This is a genomic window from Bradyrhizobium sp. (assembly GCF_049519115.1).
In the GTDB taxonomy this organism is placed as follows: domain Bacteria; phylum Pseudomonadota; class Alphaproteobacteria; order Rhizobiales; family Xanthobacteraceae; genus Bradyrhizobium.
The window spans coordinates 22796-41583 of sequence record NZ_JBEKRB010000050.1; the positions used below are offsets into that span (position 1 = coordinate 22796).

16 protein-coding genes are annotated in these 18788 nt (G+C 56.9%); 12 read left to right on the top strand and 4 right to left on the bottom strand.

The window, feature by feature from the left end:
• Positions 1-91: 91 nt before the first annotated feature.
• A complete protein-coding gene (locus tag ABSE61_RS28625; RefSeq protein WP_423874522.1) occupies positions 92-1792 on the bottom strand; it encodes a methyl-accepting chemotaxis protein in 1701 nt (566 codons plus the stop codon).
• Between the two features lie 321 nt (positions 1793-2113).
• On the opposite strand from ABSE61_RS28625, the gene ABSE61_RS28630 reads away from it, so the two are divergent.
• The 7 genes from ABSE61_RS28630 (at position 2114) to ABSE61_RS28660 (ending at position 9700) form a co-directional block, all read left to right on the top strand.
• Positions 2114-2419: a BufA1 family periplasmic bufferin-type metallophore gene (locus ABSE61_RS28630; RefSeq protein ID WP_423874523.1), complete on the top strand. Its 306-nt coding sequence runs from the start codon at positions 2114-2116 to the stop codon at positions 2417-2419.
• A 23-nt stretch (positions 2420-2442) separates the two neighbouring features.
• On the top strand, positions 2443-3363 hold the full coding sequence (gene bufB, locus ABSE61_RS28635; RefSeq protein WP_423874524.1) for an MNIO family bufferin maturase: 921 nt from the start codon (positions 2443-2445) through the stop codon (positions 3361-3363).
• Complete coding sequence (locus ABSE61_RS28640) at positions 3353-4192, top strand: HvfC/BufC family peptide modification chaperone (RefSeq protein WP_423874525.1); 840 nt, start codon at positions 3353-3355, stop codon at positions 4190-4192. Before bufB ends, ABSE61_RS28640 begins: the two co-directional genes overlap by 11 nt.
• Positions 4144-4677, top strand: a complete 534-nt coding sequence (locus ABSE61_RS28645; protein WP_423874526.1) for a DoxX family protein — start codon at positions 4144-4146, stop codon at positions 4675-4677. The genes ABSE61_RS28640 and ABSE61_RS28645 overlap by 49 nt, the downstream gene beginning before the upstream one ends.
• A gap of 87 nt (positions 4678-4764) precedes the next feature.
• Positions 4765-5358, top strand: a complete 594-nt coding sequence (locus ABSE61_RS28650; protein WP_423874527.1) for a peroxiredoxin family protein — start codon at positions 4765-4767, stop codon at positions 5356-5358.
• 52 nt (positions 5359-5410) lie between these two features.
• Complete coding sequence (locus ABSE61_RS28655; RefSeq protein ID WP_423874528.1) at positions 5411-7552, top strand: protein-disulfide reductase DsbD family protein; 2142 nt, start codon at positions 5411-5413, stop codon at positions 7550-7552.
• A gap of 483 nt (positions 7553-8035) precedes the next feature.
• A complete protein-coding gene (locus ABSE61_RS28660) occupies positions 8036-9700 on the top strand; it encodes an EAL domain-containing protein (RefSeq protein WP_423874529.1) in 1665 nt (554 codons plus the stop codon).
• Between the two features lie 156 nt (positions 9701-9856).
• On the opposite strand, the gene ABSE61_RS28665 is transcribed toward ABSE61_RS28660, so the two are convergent.
• The 3 genes from ABSE61_RS28665 to ABSE61_RS28675 all read right to left on the bottom strand — a co-directional run bounded on the left by ABSE61_RS28665 (position 9857) and on the right by ABSE61_RS28675 (position 12134).
• Entirely contained in the window at positions 9857-10399 is a 543-nt protein-coding gene (locus tag ABSE61_RS28665) for a TetR/AcrR family transcriptional regulator (RefSeq protein ID WP_423874530.1), read from the bottom strand.
• A gap of 128 nt (positions 10400-10527) precedes the next feature.
• Positions 10528-11466 (bottom strand): glutathione S-transferase family protein, encoded by a 939-nt coding sequence (locus ABSE61_RS28670; RefSeq protein WP_423874531.1) that lies wholly within the window; start codon positions 11464-11466, stop codon positions 10528-10530.
• Positions 11467-11513: 47 nt separating this feature from the next.
• Positions 11514-12134, bottom strand: coding sequence for a glutathione S-transferase family protein (locus ABSE61_RS28675; RefSeq protein WP_423874532.1), 621 nt, complete (start codon positions 12132-12134; stop codon positions 11514-11516).
• A 211-nt stretch (positions 12135-12345) separates the two neighbouring features.
• Here ABSE61_RS28675 and ABSE61_RS28680 point away from each other — a divergent pair, with 211 nt between their 5' ends.
• The 5 genes from ABSE61_RS28680 to msrB all read left to right on the top strand — a co-directional run bounded on the left by ABSE61_RS28680 (position 12346) and on the right by msrB (position 18621).
• Positions 12346-13365, top strand: a complete 1020-nt coding sequence (locus ABSE61_RS28680) for a TRAP transporter substrate-binding protein (RefSeq protein ID WP_423874533.1) — start codon at positions 12346-12348, stop codon at positions 13363-13365.
• A gap of 35 nt (positions 13366-13400) precedes the next feature.
• Positions 13401-14273: a polysaccharide deacetylase family protein gene (locus tag ABSE61_RS28685; RefSeq protein WP_423874534.1), complete on the top strand. Its 873-nt coding sequence runs from the start codon at positions 13401-13403 to the stop codon at positions 14271-14273.
• 112 nt (positions 14274-14385) lie between these two features.
• Positions 14386-16227 carry a TRAP transporter large permease gene (locus ABSE61_RS28690; protein ID WP_423874535.1) on the top strand — a complete coding sequence of 614 codons (1842 nt, stop codon included), beginning with the start codon at positions 14386-14388 and terminating at the stop codon, positions 16225-16227.
• A 119-nt stretch (positions 16228-16346) separates the two neighbouring features.
• Positions 16347-17873, top strand: a complete 1527-nt coding sequence (locus ABSE61_RS28695) for an amidohydrolase family protein (protein ID WP_423874536.1) — start codon at positions 16347-16349, stop codon at positions 17871-17873.
• Positions 17874-18120: 247 nt separating this feature from the next.
• Positions 18121-18621, top strand: coding sequence for a peptide-methionine (R)-S-oxide reductase MsrB (msrB, locus tag ABSE61_RS28700; RefSeq protein WP_423874537.1), 501 nt, complete (start codon positions 18121-18123; stop codon positions 18619-18621).
• Positions 18622-18788: the final 167 nt, after the last annotated feature.

The following is an 18788-nucleotide window of genomic DNA, read 5'->3' on the forward strand; positions in this document are numbered from 1 at the left end:
CGAACGTAGCCGTCAAATCCTTGATAACGGCATCGACGAGTTGGTTCTGCCCGCAACGCAACCCGACAAGGCGCAAAAGCTGGCGAATGGCTCAAGCGGCCTGTATGGTCGCGAGAAACGTCGCAACTTCGGTTTCCAATCGCCGGCTTTGTGCCGAAAGAGACTCCGCCGCAGCAAGCACGTCGGCGGACGCGGTACCCGTCTCCTTCGACTCTTTTTCGACGTCGCTTATATTTGACGCAACTGTGCTCGTTCCCTCGGATGCTTGTTGCACGTTCTGCGCGATTCTGTGAGTGGCAGCCCCTTGCTCCTCAACCGCGATTGCAACCGTCGAGGATATCTCCGAGACGCGACTGATGGTCTCCGTAATCTCCTTGATCGCAGAGACCGACGCTTCCGTAGCGTTTTGAATCGCCGATATTTGTTGGGCGACCTCGCCGGTCGCTTTTGTTGTCTGCTCGGCCAGAGACTTGACCTCGGCGGCGACGACAGCAAATCCCCGGCCCGCCGTTCCCGCCCTCGCGGCCTCTATCGCCGCATTCAGGGCAAGAAGATTGGTTTGACCTGCAATCGCGCTGATAACCTCTATCACGTCTCCGATACGTGTCGCAGCCTCGGAAAGCGTTTCCACTCCGCTGTTTATCTGCTGAGCCTGCGTTGCTGCTTGGCCGGCGATAGTCGCCGACTCTTTGACGCGCGCACTTATGTCCTGAACGGTGGAGGCCATGTCTTCAGCGGAAACAGCGACAGACCGAACGTTCAAAGACGCAGCGTCCGCCGCCTGAGCAACGACCGATGATCGCGCGGCCGTTTTTTCGGCGGTTATGGTCAGAGAATTGGCGGAACATTCCATCCTCGCCGCTGCCGAAGAAACATTCTGAATGATCTCACCTACCGAATCGTGGAACGCCGTCGCTAGCCGCTCCATATCCCGTCTTCTCTGTTGTACCGCGTGCTCCTCCATTGCGGCCTGCTGGCCCTTAAGTCTTTCGATTTCAATGCCATTGGTCTTGAAGACCTCAACCGCCCTAGCCATCTGGCCGATTTCGTCGCGCCGGTCCATTTCGGGTACGGTTACGTGAAAATCCGCTACGGCCAATCGCTCCATGACCACCTTCAGGTTGGTTATCGGGCGCGACAAGCCGCCAACCCCTACCCACATTGCTCCAACAAACGATGTGGCCAGTCCTGCGATCACCAGTGCGATCGCCAGTTGGACGCCGAACCGTGCTTCCGTTGAAACACGCCTCGCAGTCGCTCTCGCATAGGCCACCAGATCGTCCAATACTTTCGTCTGTTCGTCCAGCACCGCCGCCGCCAACGGCGCGCATTGCGATTTCAGCACTTCGACCGACTTCGCGGTTTCTTCGGGCGTGTCAGCGCTGGCAACAACCTGTACGACCAACGCGCAACCTTTAAACATCGCTATTGCTTGTTCATGAAGCCGGTCAAGTTCATCAGCCTTCTCTGGAATCAGCCGGAGCGCCTCAGCGTACCGTTCTTCGTATCCGTTTTTTTCCTCGGTGTTTCGGGCCAACAACCTGGAACTGCCCTCAGCCGATGGCTCTGTGACCAGTTGATAGACCAGGGAAACGAAGCTCTCGATATTGCGGCTTCCCCTGGCCACCGAGACGGTGGCAACGTCAACGCGGTTGACCAGGTTAGAATAGGCGTCATCAACGTGATGGATCTTTATTGCGGCGAAGCCTACGGAGAGGACGCTCGCAACCCCAAGTACAGCCGCGATGACAGCCACTTTCCAGACTATTTTCAAATTGTTGAACAAGGCCATCCATTGCCCCTCGAAAAACCGCCCACCAGGCAAGAAACATTTGAACGAGGAATTTCGTTTGCGCCGATTAAGATTTCCTATATTTTTAAACATATGATCAAAAATAAGTCTTGAGTTGCCATCGTCAGGCTCGTCGCCGTCTAGGCAGCCCTATACAATCTCGATATCACGAGCGGGTCGAGGCAATTCTGAACCACTTGTTCTATAACTGAAATTCTCTAAAGTTGATCGTCCTATAGCAATAGCAGCGTAACACTGACAATCAGGGAACGTAACATCACCGTGCCCAATTGGGGCGCTACCGTAATCTGGAGAGACTGCATGTCCGCAAAAACCATTATCAGTTCGACCCTTCTTGCCAGCGCCATCGCGACCGCCGCGGCAACGATGGCAAGCGCCGCGCCCTTGACCAAGGAAGAGGGCGCAGCCGCTACGGCCGCTCACAAGGAGAAATGCTACGGAGTTGCCCTCAAAGCACAGAACGACTGCGCCGCCGGCCCAGGCACGACGTGTCAGGGAACGTCGACGATGGACTTCCAGGGGAACTCTTGGAAGTTTGTTCGTGGCGGTACTTGCACGAGCATCGAAGTTCCCGGCGGAAAGCATGGCTCCTTGAGCCCCATCTGATCCTGCGAGGGGTGGAGACGACGATGAATCCAGATCGTAAAAAGCAGCAGACACGCCCTGGCAATCGTCTCCTCCCCTCCCCGTTGCCGCTCTGGGGGCTTGCCGGGGCGAGCTTCAAGGCCGAACATCTCAACGCCATCCTAGCGGATGGATCCATGCGGGGATTCTTTGAGGTTCACGCGGAAAATTATATGGGAGCCGGGGGACCGCCTCATCGGTCCTTGGAACGCATCCGTCGCGAACACCCTCTCTCATTACATGGTGTGTGTATGTCGATCGGCGGGCCTCAGCCTCTGGATCAAGCGCATTTGAGACGGTTTCGGGCCTTGGTCCAACGCTACGAGCCCGAACTCGTCTCCGAACATCTTGCCTGGTCGACGCACCAGTCGATATTCTTCAATGATCTCCTGCCGTTGCCATACACGAAATCAACGCTCGATCTCGTATGCTCGCACATCGATCACATGCAAGAAGCGATTGGCCGCCGAATCTTGCTGGAAAACCCCTCGACTTACGTTGCGTTTTCTTCCTCAACGCTAGGCGAGACGGACTTCCTTCGTGCAGTCGTACAGCGTACGGGCTGCGGCTTGTTGCTGGACATTAACAATGTCTTTGTTTCCGCTACCAATCACGGCAATTCGGCACTCGACTACCTCGCGAGTTTTCCCCTCGACTCCGTCGGAGAGATTCACCTCGCCGGCCATGCCGAGCAAACTGACGATGAGGGAGAGCTCCTTTTGATCGATAGCCATGATGGGCCTGTAGCCGATGCCGTGTGGAAGCTTTACGCGACTATCATCTTGCGGTCCGGTCCTCTTCCCACTCTGATCGAGTGGGACAGCAAGATCCCCGATTGGCCGATCCTCAGGGCTGAAGCTGCGGCTGCCCAGGTTATCCTGGACCGGGCTTTGGACGGCAACGGGATGGCCGAACATGCGGCCTGACCGGGACGATGATTTGCACAGGAACTTCGCAGATCACTTTGCGCCTGCGCTCACCATTCCATCGCTTCCAGTTCCAATTGGAGTAGTGGGTCCACCCGGCAAGGCGGCAGCCAAGCGCTACAATGTCTATCGCAACAACGTTACCGTCAGCCTTATCGATGCGCTGGCTGCGATATATCCGGCCACCCAGAGGATCACTGGCGTCGACTTCTTTAGGGCGATGGCCCGTTTTCATGTCCGTGCGACACCGCCATTATCTCCGCTGCTGTTTGAGTACGGTCGTGATTTTCCAGCTTTTGTAAGAAGCTATGAGTACGCGCAAGATATGCCCTGGCTCGCTGACGTCGCGCGCATCGAGCGGGCATGGTTGGACGCGTATCATGCCGGCGACGCGCCTCCACTGACCCCGGCTGCCCTAACCGAGGTTTCCACCGATCGTGTCGGCGAGTTGATCTTCGTGGCTCATCCGGCAACGCGCATCGTGAAATCGGATTATCCTGCGGTGGCGATCTTCGCAATGAACCGCAGTGAGGAGCCCGTTAGTTCCTTGAGGTCTAGCTCGGCAGAAGATGCGCTTGTTACTCGGCCCGACACAGAAGTCGAAGTGAGGCTTCTGGCACCAGGCGAAGCCGCGTTTCTCGGCAACCTGATTAACGGAAATCCGCTGGCTGTTGCCGCAGAGGCGGTACTTGACGAGATACCATCCTTCGACTTCCCGGCAGCCATAGCGAGGGTGATGGAAGCCGGCGTTTTTACCGCATTTCAACACGGAGAGCGACGATGCAGGCTGTCAGCGAGCGGAACTATGGCGGCGCCATTTCACGCCTGACGATGACTACCGATCGGGCGATCGGGGTTATCGGCTTCATCGCCTTTTCCTCGCTGACACAATTCGTGCTTCGAGTCGCTTTGGCGGTACCGTTTTGGAAGTCGGGCATCCTCAAATGGAACGGTTTTCTGCATTTGAACGACGCTGCCGTCACACTCTTTACAGACGAGTTCAAGCTGCATCTTCCTGGGGGGCCCTATGATTTTCCAGCGCCGGCGCTCATGGCATTTTTGTCCGGTTGCGGAGAGATATTATTTCCGGTGCTTCTTGTTCTTGGGTTGGGGACGCGCTTTGTCGCAGCCGGCCTGCTGTTCATGACATTAGTCGTGGAATTGACGATCCCTGATGGCTGGCCCGTCCATCTTACCTGGGCCGCCATGGCACTAGCAATAATGGCTTGGGGGCCGGGACAGCTTTCCGCAGATCGCGCCCTTTGCTCTGTGCGATCAGCCAGTCATGTTCCCGGCGGAGCAACAACCGAATAGCGAGCCTCTTTAGTGAGGCTCGCAGCGTGTGATGCACTTTATAGGTTATTCGGTCCCTAACCTACGAAAGGGCAAATGGAGGAGCGCATGGCCGTCGTTTTTCGAACCACGAAGCTGTTTAAGTTGATGGTGACGTTGACAATATTTACCGCTGTGTCTTCGGCTAAACCTGTGAGAGCTGAAGAGCTCGGGCCGCCGGTCGGCGTGACCGCTCCAGACATCGGCAAGCGTCTAGATCAAACTGGTATGCCCCGTACCCTAACTGATGCGATGGGCAGTAAGGGACTGGTCCTGATGTTCTTTCGTTCCGCCGATTGGTGTCCGTATTGTCAGGCCCAATTGATCGACATGAATAGCGGAGCAGCGGAGATCGAGAAACGCGGCTATCGGATCGTTGCGCTCTCCTACGATAGCCCCGAGATTTTAAAGACGTTTGCGGACAAGCGGCACATCTCCTTCACATTCTTGTCTGATCCGAAGTCGGAGGTCATCGACCTCTACAAGTTACGCGACCCGCAATATCCGCCCGGCAATCGAGCTTACGGCGTACCGAGACCGATTATTTTCATCCTCGACAAAAATGGCGTCATCCGAACGAAGCTTTACGAAGAATCGTTCAAGGTGAGACCGCCCGTCAGCGCTGTCATTGGAGCGATCGACGCATTCGGGACGAAGGGCTGAAGCGACCTTATTTGTTCGCCTTCGGGCCGTGGCTAAATTGAAGGCAAGGTAAATGCGCGAGCACTCTTTTTGGTCACATTGGTTATTCGGGTTTTTTGCCAGACTCGTATTGGGAAGCGGCGTGTTGACCGCAGGCAGCGTCATCGCGCTTTCGCAAGACATTGTCTCCCCGAGCAATCACGTGATGGTTACCCTGATTGGCGAAACGACCAACGTCGTTCCGGGGCGCCCGTTTCAAGTGGCGTTACGGCAGCAAATTAAACCGGGCTGGCATACCTATTGGTCGAACCCCGGAGAGTCGGGTCTTCCGACGACAATCAGCTGGTCGCTTCCAAAGGAGTTCGCCGCTACACCGGTCTCGTGGCCAACTCCGGAGCGGTTTAAGGCAGGGCCAGTCGTCAGCTACGGCTACGAGGGCGAGGTACTGTTACCGATCGCAATTGACGTACTGTCCGCCATGCGTCCAGGCTCCGTTGTTACGCTAAGCGCCCATGTCGGCTGGCTCGCTTGCTCGGATATTTGTGTGCCCGAAGAGGCCGATGTTAGCTTGTCCGTTCCAGTCGGCGACACGCCGAGGCTTGATCCGCTCTTGACCGACGTCTTCGCCGCGGCGCGCGCCAAGTTGCCGATAACCAACCCATTCCCAACGACAACGACTTCCTCAAGCGATCAGATCGTTCTTCAGATCGCAATCGGCGATGCCACTCGACTCACCGGTATAACCTTTTTCCCGCAGGATCCGGACGTCATAGACGACGACGCCGCTCAGTCTATCACAGCTGGTTCGGACGGGCTATCGATCGCTCTTCGACGCAACGAGTCCAAGACGCTACCCGCCGTGCTCAAGGGGGTTCTTGCTTATCGCGATCTGGCCACACAGGCGGCTGGAGCGCCAGGTGCCATATTGATTTCGGTGCCAGTTCACTCGCCACTCGCGGCAAACGGCACAGGCCTGGGTTTGGCGGCGGCGATTGTGTTCGCTCTCATCGGTGGAATGGTGCTGAACTTGATGCCGTGCGTGTTGCCGGTGCTGTCGATCAAGGTCATAGCATTGCTTGAGCACGCTGAACTAACGCCGAATCAGATGCGTCTTCAAGGCCTCGCTTATAGTGCGGGCGTTCTCGTAAGTTTCGCAGTAGCTGGAGGTGCCCTCGTGGGTTTGCGTGCTGCGGGTGCGGGAATCGGGTGGGGATTCCAGCTGCAGTCGCCCCTTTTTGTCGGTTTTATGATTTACGTGTTGTTCGCGGTTGGACTGAATCTCTCAGGCGTGTTTTCGATCGGAAATCGGCTGGCGAGTGCCGGATCTCACTTATCCCAACGCTCGGGTTATTCGGCAGCTTTCATTACCGGCGCGCTTGCAACGATGGTCGCTACGCCCTGCACCGCGCCGTTCATGGCGACAGCAGTCGGCTATGCGCTGACTCAGCCGTGGTACAAATCGCTCGTTGTTCTCGAAGCAATCGGGTTCGGACTGGCTTTACCTTATCTGCTCGTCACGTTCAGTCCTACGGCTCGCCGCCTGCTACCGAAGCCCGGCCGATGGATGGTCCAGCTCAAGGAGATGCTTGCGTTCCCCGTCTACGGCACCGCCGTCTGGCTCATGTATGTTCTTTCACAACTGGCTGATGCCTACGCGATCACGGTGACGTTGTCGGGACTCGTTCTGATCGGCTTCGCCGCATGGCTATACAACGTCACATGGTTTGGTGAGGACAAGTGGCGGCGTTGGGGAGTTGGCTTTTCGACGCTCGCCGTCGCTGCTGCGGTCGGCCTGCTTCTGCTAGTTGAGGACAGCGGCCAATTACAGAATTTGTCGAGCGAACCAGACAAGAACGCTATCGAATGGCACTCGTTCGACCCAGAAAAGCTTGAGGCACTGCGCGCAAAAGGCAACCCTGTTTTTGTGGACTTCACAGCGGCTTGGTGCATCACATGCAAGGTGAACGAGCGGATAGCACTTGCCGACGCCACCGTGGCTAATGCATTCCGGAGCGCCGGAATTGTAGCGATGAAAGCGGATTGGACCCGTCAGGATCCTGGAATCACGAAGGTCCTTGAGGCGAGTGGCCACGCTGGCGTGCCGCTCTATTTATTCTACCCGCCCGCAACTGCAAATGGTGATAAGAGGCCGCCCGTCGTGTTGCCACAAATTCTCACTTCCACTGCTGTCCTTCGCGACATCGGAAACAATTAAGTGAAGACGGGCAAGTCTCAGACGATCTTGGAAGGAGTGAAGCAAGCCCGGGTTTCGTAGTAGTAGCGAGAGTGCCGAAATCTGTCGCGTCTGTGCGCGTTTTTGCTGGACATCGCGTGCTGAGCGCTGGAGCTGATTTTCTCGGAAATCCGATAGGCCCTTTTTCTTGCAGGGCACGTCGCGAGTTCATAGAGCTATCGCTCCAAGCTGTACCGATCCGGGCGTCATCGTGCTGGACATCTGGCCCTATCTCGGAGCGCCATCGATCGGCCTTTTGATTGTCGCAGCTGTACCATGGCACTCAACCGGACGCCTGCCGCGGTTGTGGTCTCTAGGCAGTTGAGAGAAGACGCTTCGGCTCGGTGCAACCAATGTTGATCAATTTAAGTGACGAATTGTATTGCCGCAGTTGGCTCAGCTGCTTCGCGAAACCCCTTCTTAAACAATGTCGACATAGACTGAGTGGCTTGCGCGGAGAGCTACATGACGCAGCCTTGGACGTTACAGTTGGCTCGCATCGCAGTGCGGCGTAACGGATATTGGGTTATCGCTCTCCTGTTCTCTGCAGCGTTCGGCATTGCCTCCTTACTGGCTTTTCTTGCCGTCATCCCCTCCCTCAATGAGAGAAATATGCGAGCGCTCAACGCCCAACTGTTGAGGCGAGCCGAACTTGCGGCTGATCACGCGCTTCTTGCGTTGGCAGAATTGTATGAAGGTGGATTCGCCGACTGTGACACCTTGTCGATCGTCCAGATGAGGAACACAATTTATCGCTATAGCAACCTGAAGGATGTTCGAGTCTTTTCCTCGCAAAAGATGCTTTGCTCCGCGTATCCTGAGGTCATCGATACGGGAGCGGTAGCCGAGAATCCCGAACCGTCTCTGTCGGCTGTAAACCGCCACATCAGCCTTTCCCCGGTGAGTGAGAAGGGCAATGTTGCCGTGGACATCAAATGGAGTCTCGACGATAACACGTCGCTGGATGCAGTCATGAGCACGAGTTCGTTGCTATTCGACATTTTGCCACAAGATCTCCGCGAGTGTGGAACGGCATCTCTCACTCTTTCCGATGGACGTCCAGTAGCCGATTCTGAGTCCAATCAGTCCGTCGATTCCGAAAGACTGCATCGCGTCTTCATGACGTCCAACCGATATCCGCTGATCGCTTCAATAGGAGTCGATCTCGATACACTTGCCAAAGCGAACCACGAAGCCCTCATCGCAACTGTGCTGCTGTTTTCCGCAATCGGATTTTTCTTTGGGATATTTGCGGCAACACTAGCCGTCCAAAGTGGTGGAACCATCGCCGAAATCGATGCGGGTCTTTCGAGGAACGAGTTCTTACCATTTGTTCAGCCGATCTATTCATTGACCACCCGTGAAATGGTCGGCGTTGAGGTACTAGCCCGATGGCGGCGTGCCGATGGAACGCTTATCCCTCCAGATCGATTCATCCCGACGGCCGAAGCCAGCGGTAGAATCATTCCACTAACCTGGCAACTGGCAAGGACTGCTTTAGCAGGGCTTCGTGAGCCGCTTTCGTGTGACCGCAAATTCAAAGCAGCGTTCAATATCTCTCCCGCACAACTTCTGTCGCACGGCTTCGTCGACACCTTCCGACAGATTGTTGTGGAGGCTGGAGTCTCTCCGCGTCAGATCATCATCGAAATTACCGAGAGGCAGGAAATCTCCGATATGTCCAAAGCCGAAGCGGTTTTGTCGGAACTCCGCCATCGCGGGTTTCGCGTTGCATTCGACGATGTTGGCACGGGACATAACGGACTATCTTATCTACAGAAGCTTGGAGCTGACGTTATTAAGATCGACAAGTTCCTCGTCGACTCGATTGTGACTAGCCATTCGGCAGAGGTCCTAGTGGAAATGTTGGTTCACGTCGCCCGCGAACTTGAAATGACGACAGTTGCCGAGGGGATCGAGACAGAAGAACAGGTCGCCTCGCTAAAGAGATGTGGAGTCGATCAGGGCCAGGGTTTTCTGCTATCGCGGCCTCTCCCAATTGCCGACTTACGGGATCTATTCAACGCCTCGGGAGACTTGCTCGCATCTGCCGGCGATCGCCAGGTCCCTCCCGAACCGGCAATGGCCGCGCAACCTAGAGCCTATGAGCCGCTCAGAACTCTGACTTGAAATTTCTCTTGATTCGCCGGCGCCACGAGGCTTTCCGTAACCGACCCTACGGCCTACGTTTGCGAATCTATTTGGGCCGCCGAACCTCCGAAACGAAGGGGGACGACATCAATTGCTCTGTCTCTACCCACGCACTTCGGAGAAGTCGGGTGTTTCTCAAAGCGCTCGCAAAGCCGACGAGACAATATTTTCGAGGAAACTTCGGTTCGGCTTTGTGTTTGCCAGGACATTTAGCCCCTGTACCAAGCAAACAAGATAAGCTGACGACTTAGCACCCGGCTCTAGAGCGATTTCACCTGCGACACTCGCTCTGGTGAGTGCCGATGCGAACGCGGCATCCAGTCTCGCCAGGTTGGTCGCGATCTTGCTTGAGACCTCGGGATCACTCTGCCCCAGTTCGATGAGTGAATTTGTGAGGAAACAGCCTCGCGCCCGTCGGCCTTCCGCGATCGCGTCAATCAAGTTCGAGAAGTAGGCGCGAATTCCCTCCATACCGGACGCAGGCGCGGAAATTCTCCGAATGGCATCGCTCGATATTTGATCCATATAGCGATCGAGCGCCGCGATGAACAATTCGCGTTTTCCGCCGAATGCGCCGTAAAGACTACCGGGGCTAAGCTCCATGACGGCACACAGACGCTCGACGGCCGTGGCGTTGAAGCCATTGCGCCAAAATTCGTGCATCGCACCGTCGACCACCCTGCCCGAATCGAAATTACGTGGCCGCGCCACTAGCAGAACTCCTTTCCAATCAGATCGCCGCGACGTTTTCGCGCCAACGGCACGAATCTAGCCTATCAGCGAGGCCCTTAGAACCCGTCATTCTATCACTTGGCGTCTCCTACGGGCGCCATACGATAACCGACCCGGGGAAAATGCAGCGAAACTGTACCGCATTCCGGCGCCGAATGTCGCAAGGTGACGGTATCGCGCGATGACGCGACCAGTTCGCCGGTGATGGGCTTTTCACCTGTGTCGGAAATGGGCAGGATCGCGATGGTCGTGCCGAGCCGCAGCCCGAGCGGATCGGCTACATCGACGCTATCAATGACGGCGGGCTCGGCTGAGCGCGCCTGGGCCAATGCTTCGGCCGGCGAGATCGGCTCGGCGTGACCGTATTCCAAACCATCCATACGCGATGCCCACTCCAGTACAGCCGGGCACTCTCGCAGCAGCCGGTCCGTCGTGTCGTTCTTACCTCGGATGAACCAGACGATGAACCAGGCTAGAAGATCCCCCATACCCGGCTGTGAGCCGAACAGAAAAGGCCGGTCTCCGGATAAGGCTTCTTCCAGCCAACCGAGCTGCGTCCGAAGCTGCGCGACAGTGTGTGGCAAGTCGGCGATCTCACGTTTAAAGTCGCCGTCCGGCCCGAGATACAGTCTTGCCCTGTCTTCCACGAGTGCAGCGGGCAGCGTCGCCGCAATCGGGGCGAACGATACGCGCATCGCCAGATCAAACATCGTGTTGTCCGTCCAGCGCGACAGCGCAAATGGCAAGCCCCTTTCGCCGTTAGGAAAAAGGCTGGGAGACGGAAAGCGCCGCTCCAGTTCACGAAATATGCTCTGCGTATCGCAGTAGAGATCGGAACCGATCTGAAGCACAGGCAGGCGGCGGTACCCCCCCGTCATGGCGAAGAGTTCGGGTCTGTCCGGAAATCTGTTCTGTTCGGCCGAGCGCCACGAAAGCTTCTTTAAGCCCATCGCCTTGCGGATCTTCTCCGATACGGGCGATTGCGGGTAGTGGTGTATGATGATCTTGTCCATGGCGTCCGAGCTCTTCCGGATGTTTGCGACGCTAAAGTTCGCTCAGATCAAGTCAAAGGTTGAGCGACATACTTCTGGTACCCCGGCCGATCGGAGACGCGCGATTGCCATTGCTCCAGATGCGGGAACTTCGGCTTATCGAAGGAGAACGAGAACCAGCGCCACACCGAGTTGCCGAACGCTACATCGGCGATCGAGAATGAGGCACCGGCGATGAAAGGCTGTGCACTCAGATGGGCATCGAGTCGACTTATCACGGCAGTCAACCGCTCGATCAGCATCTTGAGCGCTGCCTGATCCCGCTGCTCGGCAGGCGCGCGGTAGAGCGCGAAGAACACCGGATTAAGCGCTGGCGCCAGCGTACTGATGTGCCAATCGAGCCAGCGTTCGACTTGGGAACGACCCGCGGGGTCGGCTGGATAAAGGCCGCCTGAACCGTATTTCTGGGCGAGGAAACGTAGAACCGAGTGGCTTTCCCACACGACCGCGTCGTCATCTTCGATGACCGGGATCACCCCATTGGGATTTAAAACAAAAAATTCCGGTGTTTGCAGACCACCGAACGGTCCTCCGACATCCTTGCGCGAAAACCGAAGATTCAGTTCCTCGCACAACCACAGAACCTTAATGACATTCGTGGAGTTTGCGCGCCCCCATACGGTGATCATTGAAAAACCCCTTTACCTCTGCCCAGAAATGGGTAGGTTCTTAAAAGAATGATCACTCCATAACATCCGTTGGCCGATTTTCAATACCTATGATCGTCTCGCGGAAAATGGCTTTATTCTTGGTCGATCTGAGTAAGACTGAGGCGGCTACCAACCGAGATGGCATGATAATTGCTGGAATGACTGCTCCATAATTTTGCGGAGGAATTTCGTGGCCGCACTCCATCGTCGGCATCTCCTGAAAGCGGCTATCGGGGCAACAGCCCTCGCCGCGCCTCCCTTGCGTATCGCGCGCGCTCAAAGCTCCGAATTCGTTTTGAAATTCGGCAACAACAATCCCGAAAGTCACCCGATGATCGTCGCGATGGGCAAAGCGGCGGATCGCATCAAACAGGAAAGCGGAGGACGGGTCGAGCTTCAGTTGTTTCCGAATAGCTCGCTTGGCACCGACACGGACATGCTGTCGCAGGTTCGCAGCGGAGCCTTAGAGCTCTTCGCGCTATCGGGCCTCGTTCTCTCGACCCTGGCGCCCGTCGCGGCCATCCACGGTGTAGGCTTCGCTTGGCAAGGTTACGACCAGATTTGGGATGCGATGGATGGCGATCTCGGCGCACACGTCCGCGACGGTATCTCCAAACTTAACCTCTACGCCTTCGAACACATGTGGGACAACGGCTTCCGCCAAATCACGTCGAGTTCGCACCCGATCGAAAAGGTGGAAGATCTGGCGGGATTCAAGATTCGCGTTCCGCCGAGCCCGTTATGGGTCTCCTTGTTCGCTGCTTTCGGCGCATCACCGACAAGCATCAATCTTGCCGAAACTTATTCCGCGCTGCAGACCAAAATTGTTGAGGGACACGAAAACCCCCTCGCGCTGATCCTTATCCTGCGCATGTACGAAGTGCAGAAATACGTCTCGATCACCAATCATATGTGGGACGGCTACTGGCTTGTCGCGAACGGCCGGCTGTGGGGCCGCATTCCCGATGCCCTCAAAGACATCATCTCCAAGAACATCAAACAGGCGACGATGGAGGAGCGCGTCGCGATCAGAGGTCTAAACGACAGCGTTAAGGGCGATCTCTTGGCCAAAGGACTGGCCTTCAATACGCCGCCATCGAATCCGTTCCGCTACAAGCTAACATCTGCCGGCTTTTACGAACATTGGCGAAGCAAATTCGGTGAACAAACTTGGGGTTTGCTGGAACATTACACAGGAAAATTGAGCTAGTCGACAGCAACGAAGCCGTACCAGAAGAGCTGAGCATGCAACCACGCGAGCGAGCCCCCTATTCCGCCATCGTCGATCGGCCGAAACTCACCTTGCCCGGGGGCGCACGAATGGTGATCTGGCCGATCGTCAATCTCGAAGTCTGGGACATTTCCCGGCCTATGCCGCGCGCTTTCCTTTCACCGCCCAATGGCATGCCTTTGATGCCCGACGTCCCGAACTGGAGTTGGCACGAATACGGCATGCGCGTCGGCGTTTGGCGTTTCTTTAAGCTTTTTGATCGCCTCGGTATTCGACCGACTCTCTCGATCAACGCCCGCGTTTGCGAAGATTATCGAAGGGTCGCCGAACAGGCGCGCGATGCGGGGTGGGAATTCATGGCGCACGCCTACGATCAAGTGCCGATGCACAAGCTGGAGGACCAACCGGCGATGATCCGCCGCACATTAGAGGTCATCGAGACTTTCACGGGGACACGGCCGATCGGTTGGCTCGGGCCAGGCCTGACCCAAACGCTCGAAACTCCGGATTATCTGGCTGCCGCCGGCCTTCGCTACATCGGCGACTGGGTCTATGACGATGAACCAACCCGCATCGCCACCACGCACGGCCCGCTGATTACTTTGCCCTATACGGTCGAGCACAACGACATCCCCGTGATGATGATCCATCAGCATCAAAGCGACTATTGGCTCACGCGCCTAATCGAATCTTTCGATCAATTATACGAGGAAAGTCTCGAGCGCGTGAAAGTAATGGCGGTTGCCGTGCACCCCTACATCAGCGGGCAGCCACATCGGATTCCCTACCTGAAAAAAGCTTTCGACTACTTCGCTCGGTTCGATGGTGTGGTCGTCTGGAACGGAATCCAGCTTCACGACTGGTACGTCTCCCAGAGTCCGGCCTGACGACTTTCGTCCTTTTGAGTGTCGGAACAAGCCCATGCTCCGGACCCGCAGCCGATCGCTTGGCGCGAGATCCTACCTTTGAGTCACTTTTCGCTTTGCTAGAAAGGCGCGGATGAGCCAGCCACCTGCGAATGGCGACACCAAGCTCGAGCGGGTGATCCAAGGCTCTGTATCGTTTGTTGCGAGCGCCTTGGTACTGATCGAGATCGTTGTACTTGTCGTTGGTGTCGTCTCTAGATTCGTATTCCATCAACCTTTGGTGTGGGTGGATGAGATCGCTTCGATCTGCTTTCTTTGGCTCGCGATGATGGGCGCGACTGTCGCCCTGCTGCGGCGGGAGCACATGGGATTGACAGCATTCGTCCTGCTCTTCAGCCCGGGAAAGCGGCTGGCCGTCCAAGCTTTGGTAGAGACAGTCGTTGCGCTTTTTTTGATTCTGATTCTGCCTTGGGCCTACGGATACGCGCTTGACGAATGGGCGATCGAAACGCCCGCCCTTGGTCTCCACAACACCTATCGTGCAGCAGCAATGCCAGCCAGCATCGGGCTGATACTATTCATCACTGTCAGCCGTTGGTTCAGACTAGGCTGGCGACGCTGGCTGCCGGCGCTTGGCGGCCTTGCGGCCGTTGCCTTGCTTCTTCACGCAGGTGCGCCTCTCATTCGCACAATGGGAGCTTGGAATCTCATCATATTCTTCGTGCTGCTCAGGGGGACCGGCGTTGCCCTGTCCGTGCCCATCGCTTTCGCCTTCGGTCTGACGACAACCGCGTTTTTACTCACGTTGACCAATACACCGCTCAGTATCGTCGTGTCGCGCATGGACGAAGGCATGAGCACGCTCGTCCTGCTTTCAGTACCGCTTTTTGTCTTTCTCGGTCTTCTCCTCGAAATGACGGGCATGGCACGCGCCATGATCCGGTGCCTCGCCTCGCTGGTCGGGCATATCCGTGGCGGTCTCTGCTACGTACTCCTCGGAGCGATGTATCTAGTTTCGGGAATTTCCGGCGCTAAGGCGGCCGACATGGCCGCTGTTGCACCAGCGCTCCTACCCGAGATGAAGCGTCGGGGAATGAAAGACAGCGAACTTGTTTCCTTGCTGGCGGCATCTAGCGCGATGAGCGAAACGATACCACCATCGCTTGTGCTCATAACGATCGGCTCGGTCACGGGTGTCTCGATTGCTGCTCTGTTCACAGGAGGCCTGATGCCTGCACTCGTACTTGCGGCAACCCTGGCGGTCCTCGCCCGTTGGCGTGCCAGAAATGAAGACATGAGCAATGTTACACGCGTGCCGGCGCGGGAGATCATTCGCCTAACCGTGATCGCAACGCCAGCCTTGGCGTTACCCTTTCTGATACGCACCGCCGTGGTTGAAGGCGTGGCAACCGCGACGGAGGTATCGACCATCGGGATCGCCTATTGCGTCATTGCAGGTATCTTTATTTACCGCCAATTTGACTGGCGCAGGCTCTACCCGATGTTGGTAGAGACGGCATGTTTGTCCGGTGCCATCCTGCTCATCATCGGTACCGCGACCAGCATGGGATGGGTACTTACCCAATCAGGCTTTTCCCGCAATCTGGCGCAGGCGATCACCACATTGCCGGGAGGTGCCTTCACGTTCATGGCCGGCACGATCGCAGCCTTCGTTGTGCTTGGAAGTGTGCTTGAGGGCATCCCGGCTATCGTTGTCTTCGGTCCCTTGATGTTCCCCAGTGCGCGTATGACCGGCATCAACGAAGTTCACTATGCCATGGTAGTCATTCTGGCGATGGGCGTCGGCCTTTTTGCACCGCCAGTAGGTGTTGGATATTACGCTGCATGTGTGATTGGGCGAGCCGATCCGAGCACGGTTATGCGAGATATATGGCCCTATCTCGGAGCGCTTTTGGTTGGCCTCATCATCATCGCGGCCCTGCCGTGGTTCTCGACCGGCTTTCTACCGCGGTGATGCAGCGAGTTTAATTACGCAACTACTTCTGCTCAGCCCGCAAGAGCAAGCTTGCCGGCTGAGAAACCTGGATGCCTTGCATTTGCAGTCCAAAAACACTTCAAAAAGGGAGACCAACAATGAGCAACCAATTAACAGAAGAAGAACTTGCCTCGCTGATGCCGTCCGAAATGCTTCAGCACAAGACGCCGATTCCAACCCAGATCGTCTCCAGCGACGAATTCTATCCCGATCCGCAAAACGAGCGGCAGCGCGAGGCCGAGGCGCGAATGCTGGCAATGGCCGACGACCTCGGCGGCAAGCAGGGTCTCGATCGTCGTCGATTTTTCCAGACCGCTGCCGGCATGGCCGCAGCCTTTGTCGCGATGAACGAAGTTTACGGACCTCTGTTCGAGGTGACCAAGGCCGAAGCAGCGACGCCGGCGATGGCTCAGGAGCGGGCGAACTCGCTCAAGGACCAGTTCATCATGGACATGCACACGCATTTCCTGCGCGATGACACCCGCATCATGGGCTTCGTCGAAATGCGCAAGGCGGTGGGCAAGGCCGGCTGGAACAAGCAGCTTGCCGACCACGAGCAGACGATCGAGGATCTGAAGTTCAACAATTATAAAAAAGAGATGTTTCTCGACAGCGACACCAAGATCGCGCTGATCTCTTCCGCTCCTTCCGACACCGAGCGGGACTGGTTCCTGACCAATCAGCAGATGGCGGATGCGCGCAAAAAGGTCAACGAGGAAGCCGGCTCGCGGCGCTTGTTCGCCCATTGCATCTTCACACCGGGGCAGCCGAATTGGCTTGAAAACCTCGATGCGGGCCTCGCACTGAATCCGGAGTCCTGCAAGGGCTACACCATCGGCGACAACACCCACAAGGAGACCAGCCGCTATCCGTGGCGGATGGACGACGAGAAGACCACCTACAAGGGCTACGAAAAGATGGTGAAAGCGGGCATCAAGAACGTCTGCGTTCACAAGGGACTTTTCGCGCCAAGCGTCGAACACCAGTTCCCCAATCTGCGGGGCTTCGTTGACGTCTCCGACGTCGGCCAGGCCGCCAAGGACTGGCCGCAGCTCAACTTCATTATCTATCACGGCGCCTACCGCCATGTTGGCGGCGACCCCAAGGTGGCGATGGCGGAATTCGAGCGCACGGGGCGAATCCAATGGACGAGCGATCTCGCCGATATTCCCGCTCAGTATGGGGTCAACAACGTTTACGGCGACGTCGGACAATTGTTCGCCACGACGCTCGTGGCCGAGCCGAATGTCTGCGCGGCGTTGATGGGCATCATGATCAAGGGGATGGGTGTCGATCGCGTCTGTTGGGGAACTGATGCGCTCTGGACCGGTGGGCCACAGTGGCAGATCGAGGGCTTGCGGCGTCTGGAAATCCCCGAGGTGATGCAGAAGAAATACGGCTTCGCCCCGCTTGGGGATGCCCGAGGTCCCGTGAAGACGGCGATCTTCGCCGACAACAACGCGCGGCTCTACAATATCGACCCGAAGAAGGCGATGCTGGAACTCAAGAGTGATCGCTTTGCCATGATAAAGGCGGAATACGAGAAGGCGGGACCTGAGCCGTCCCACACCCGCTACGGCTATGTGGTGCCGGACAGGTCGATCGATCACTCCGTGTTCACCTAAAAAGTATTGGCCTAGAAGTACCTGTCACAATGCCGCCGGCATCCCCTGGGATTTCGGCGGCTTTTCAGCAAGCGTGGAACTGGAAGTTCGCCGCGGCTGCCCAATACGAGTCAAACCAAGGAATTGCTCATCTGGTCGCAAGAAAGTGAGAAATTAGCTACCGGACGAGTGTAACTCTCACGGCTGCCCCCCGTATTTGGGAAGATAAGCGAATATAAACGAGCTACGCCTCGCACGGAGATACCAGATGATCGATCGCCGTATTCTGCTTGCTACCACTGCCGGTCTGTTTGGCTTTGCGGCGCTGCGCTGGCTGCGCGGCGAACCTGCGAACGCCGCGGAAAAGTTCGAGGTCGAAAAGACCGACGCGGAATGGCGCGCCCAGCTCACGCCACAGCAATATGAAATCCTGCGCCAGGAAGGCACCGAGCGCCCGTTCACGAGCCCGCTGCTCAAGGAGCACCGCAAAGGCACCTTCGCCTGCGCCGGCTGCGACCTGCCGCTGTTCTCGTCGGAGACGAAGTACGAGAGCGGCACCGGGTGGCCGAGCTTCTATCAGCCGCTGAACAATGCCGTAAGCAAGCGGGAAGACCGCACCTTCGGCATGCTGCGCAGCGAAATTCATTGCCGCCGTTGCGGCGGTCATCTCGGCCACGTGTTCGACGACGGTCCGAAGCCGACCGGCCTGCGCTATTGCATGGATGGTTTTGCGCTTCAATTCCGCCCGGCGGCGTCGACCGCGAGCTAAGCTTTCGGTCCGCGCTAGGACCGATCGACATTCAGGATTGATCGGGATAGGGGGGCGTCTCGCGACGCCACCCACCGGGTCGCCGGAGGCAGTCACCCGCCTCCGGTCGGGTAGGATCGAGGCGCGGACCGGGCTTCGCATGATGCCGACGTTTCCTCGATCCCCCC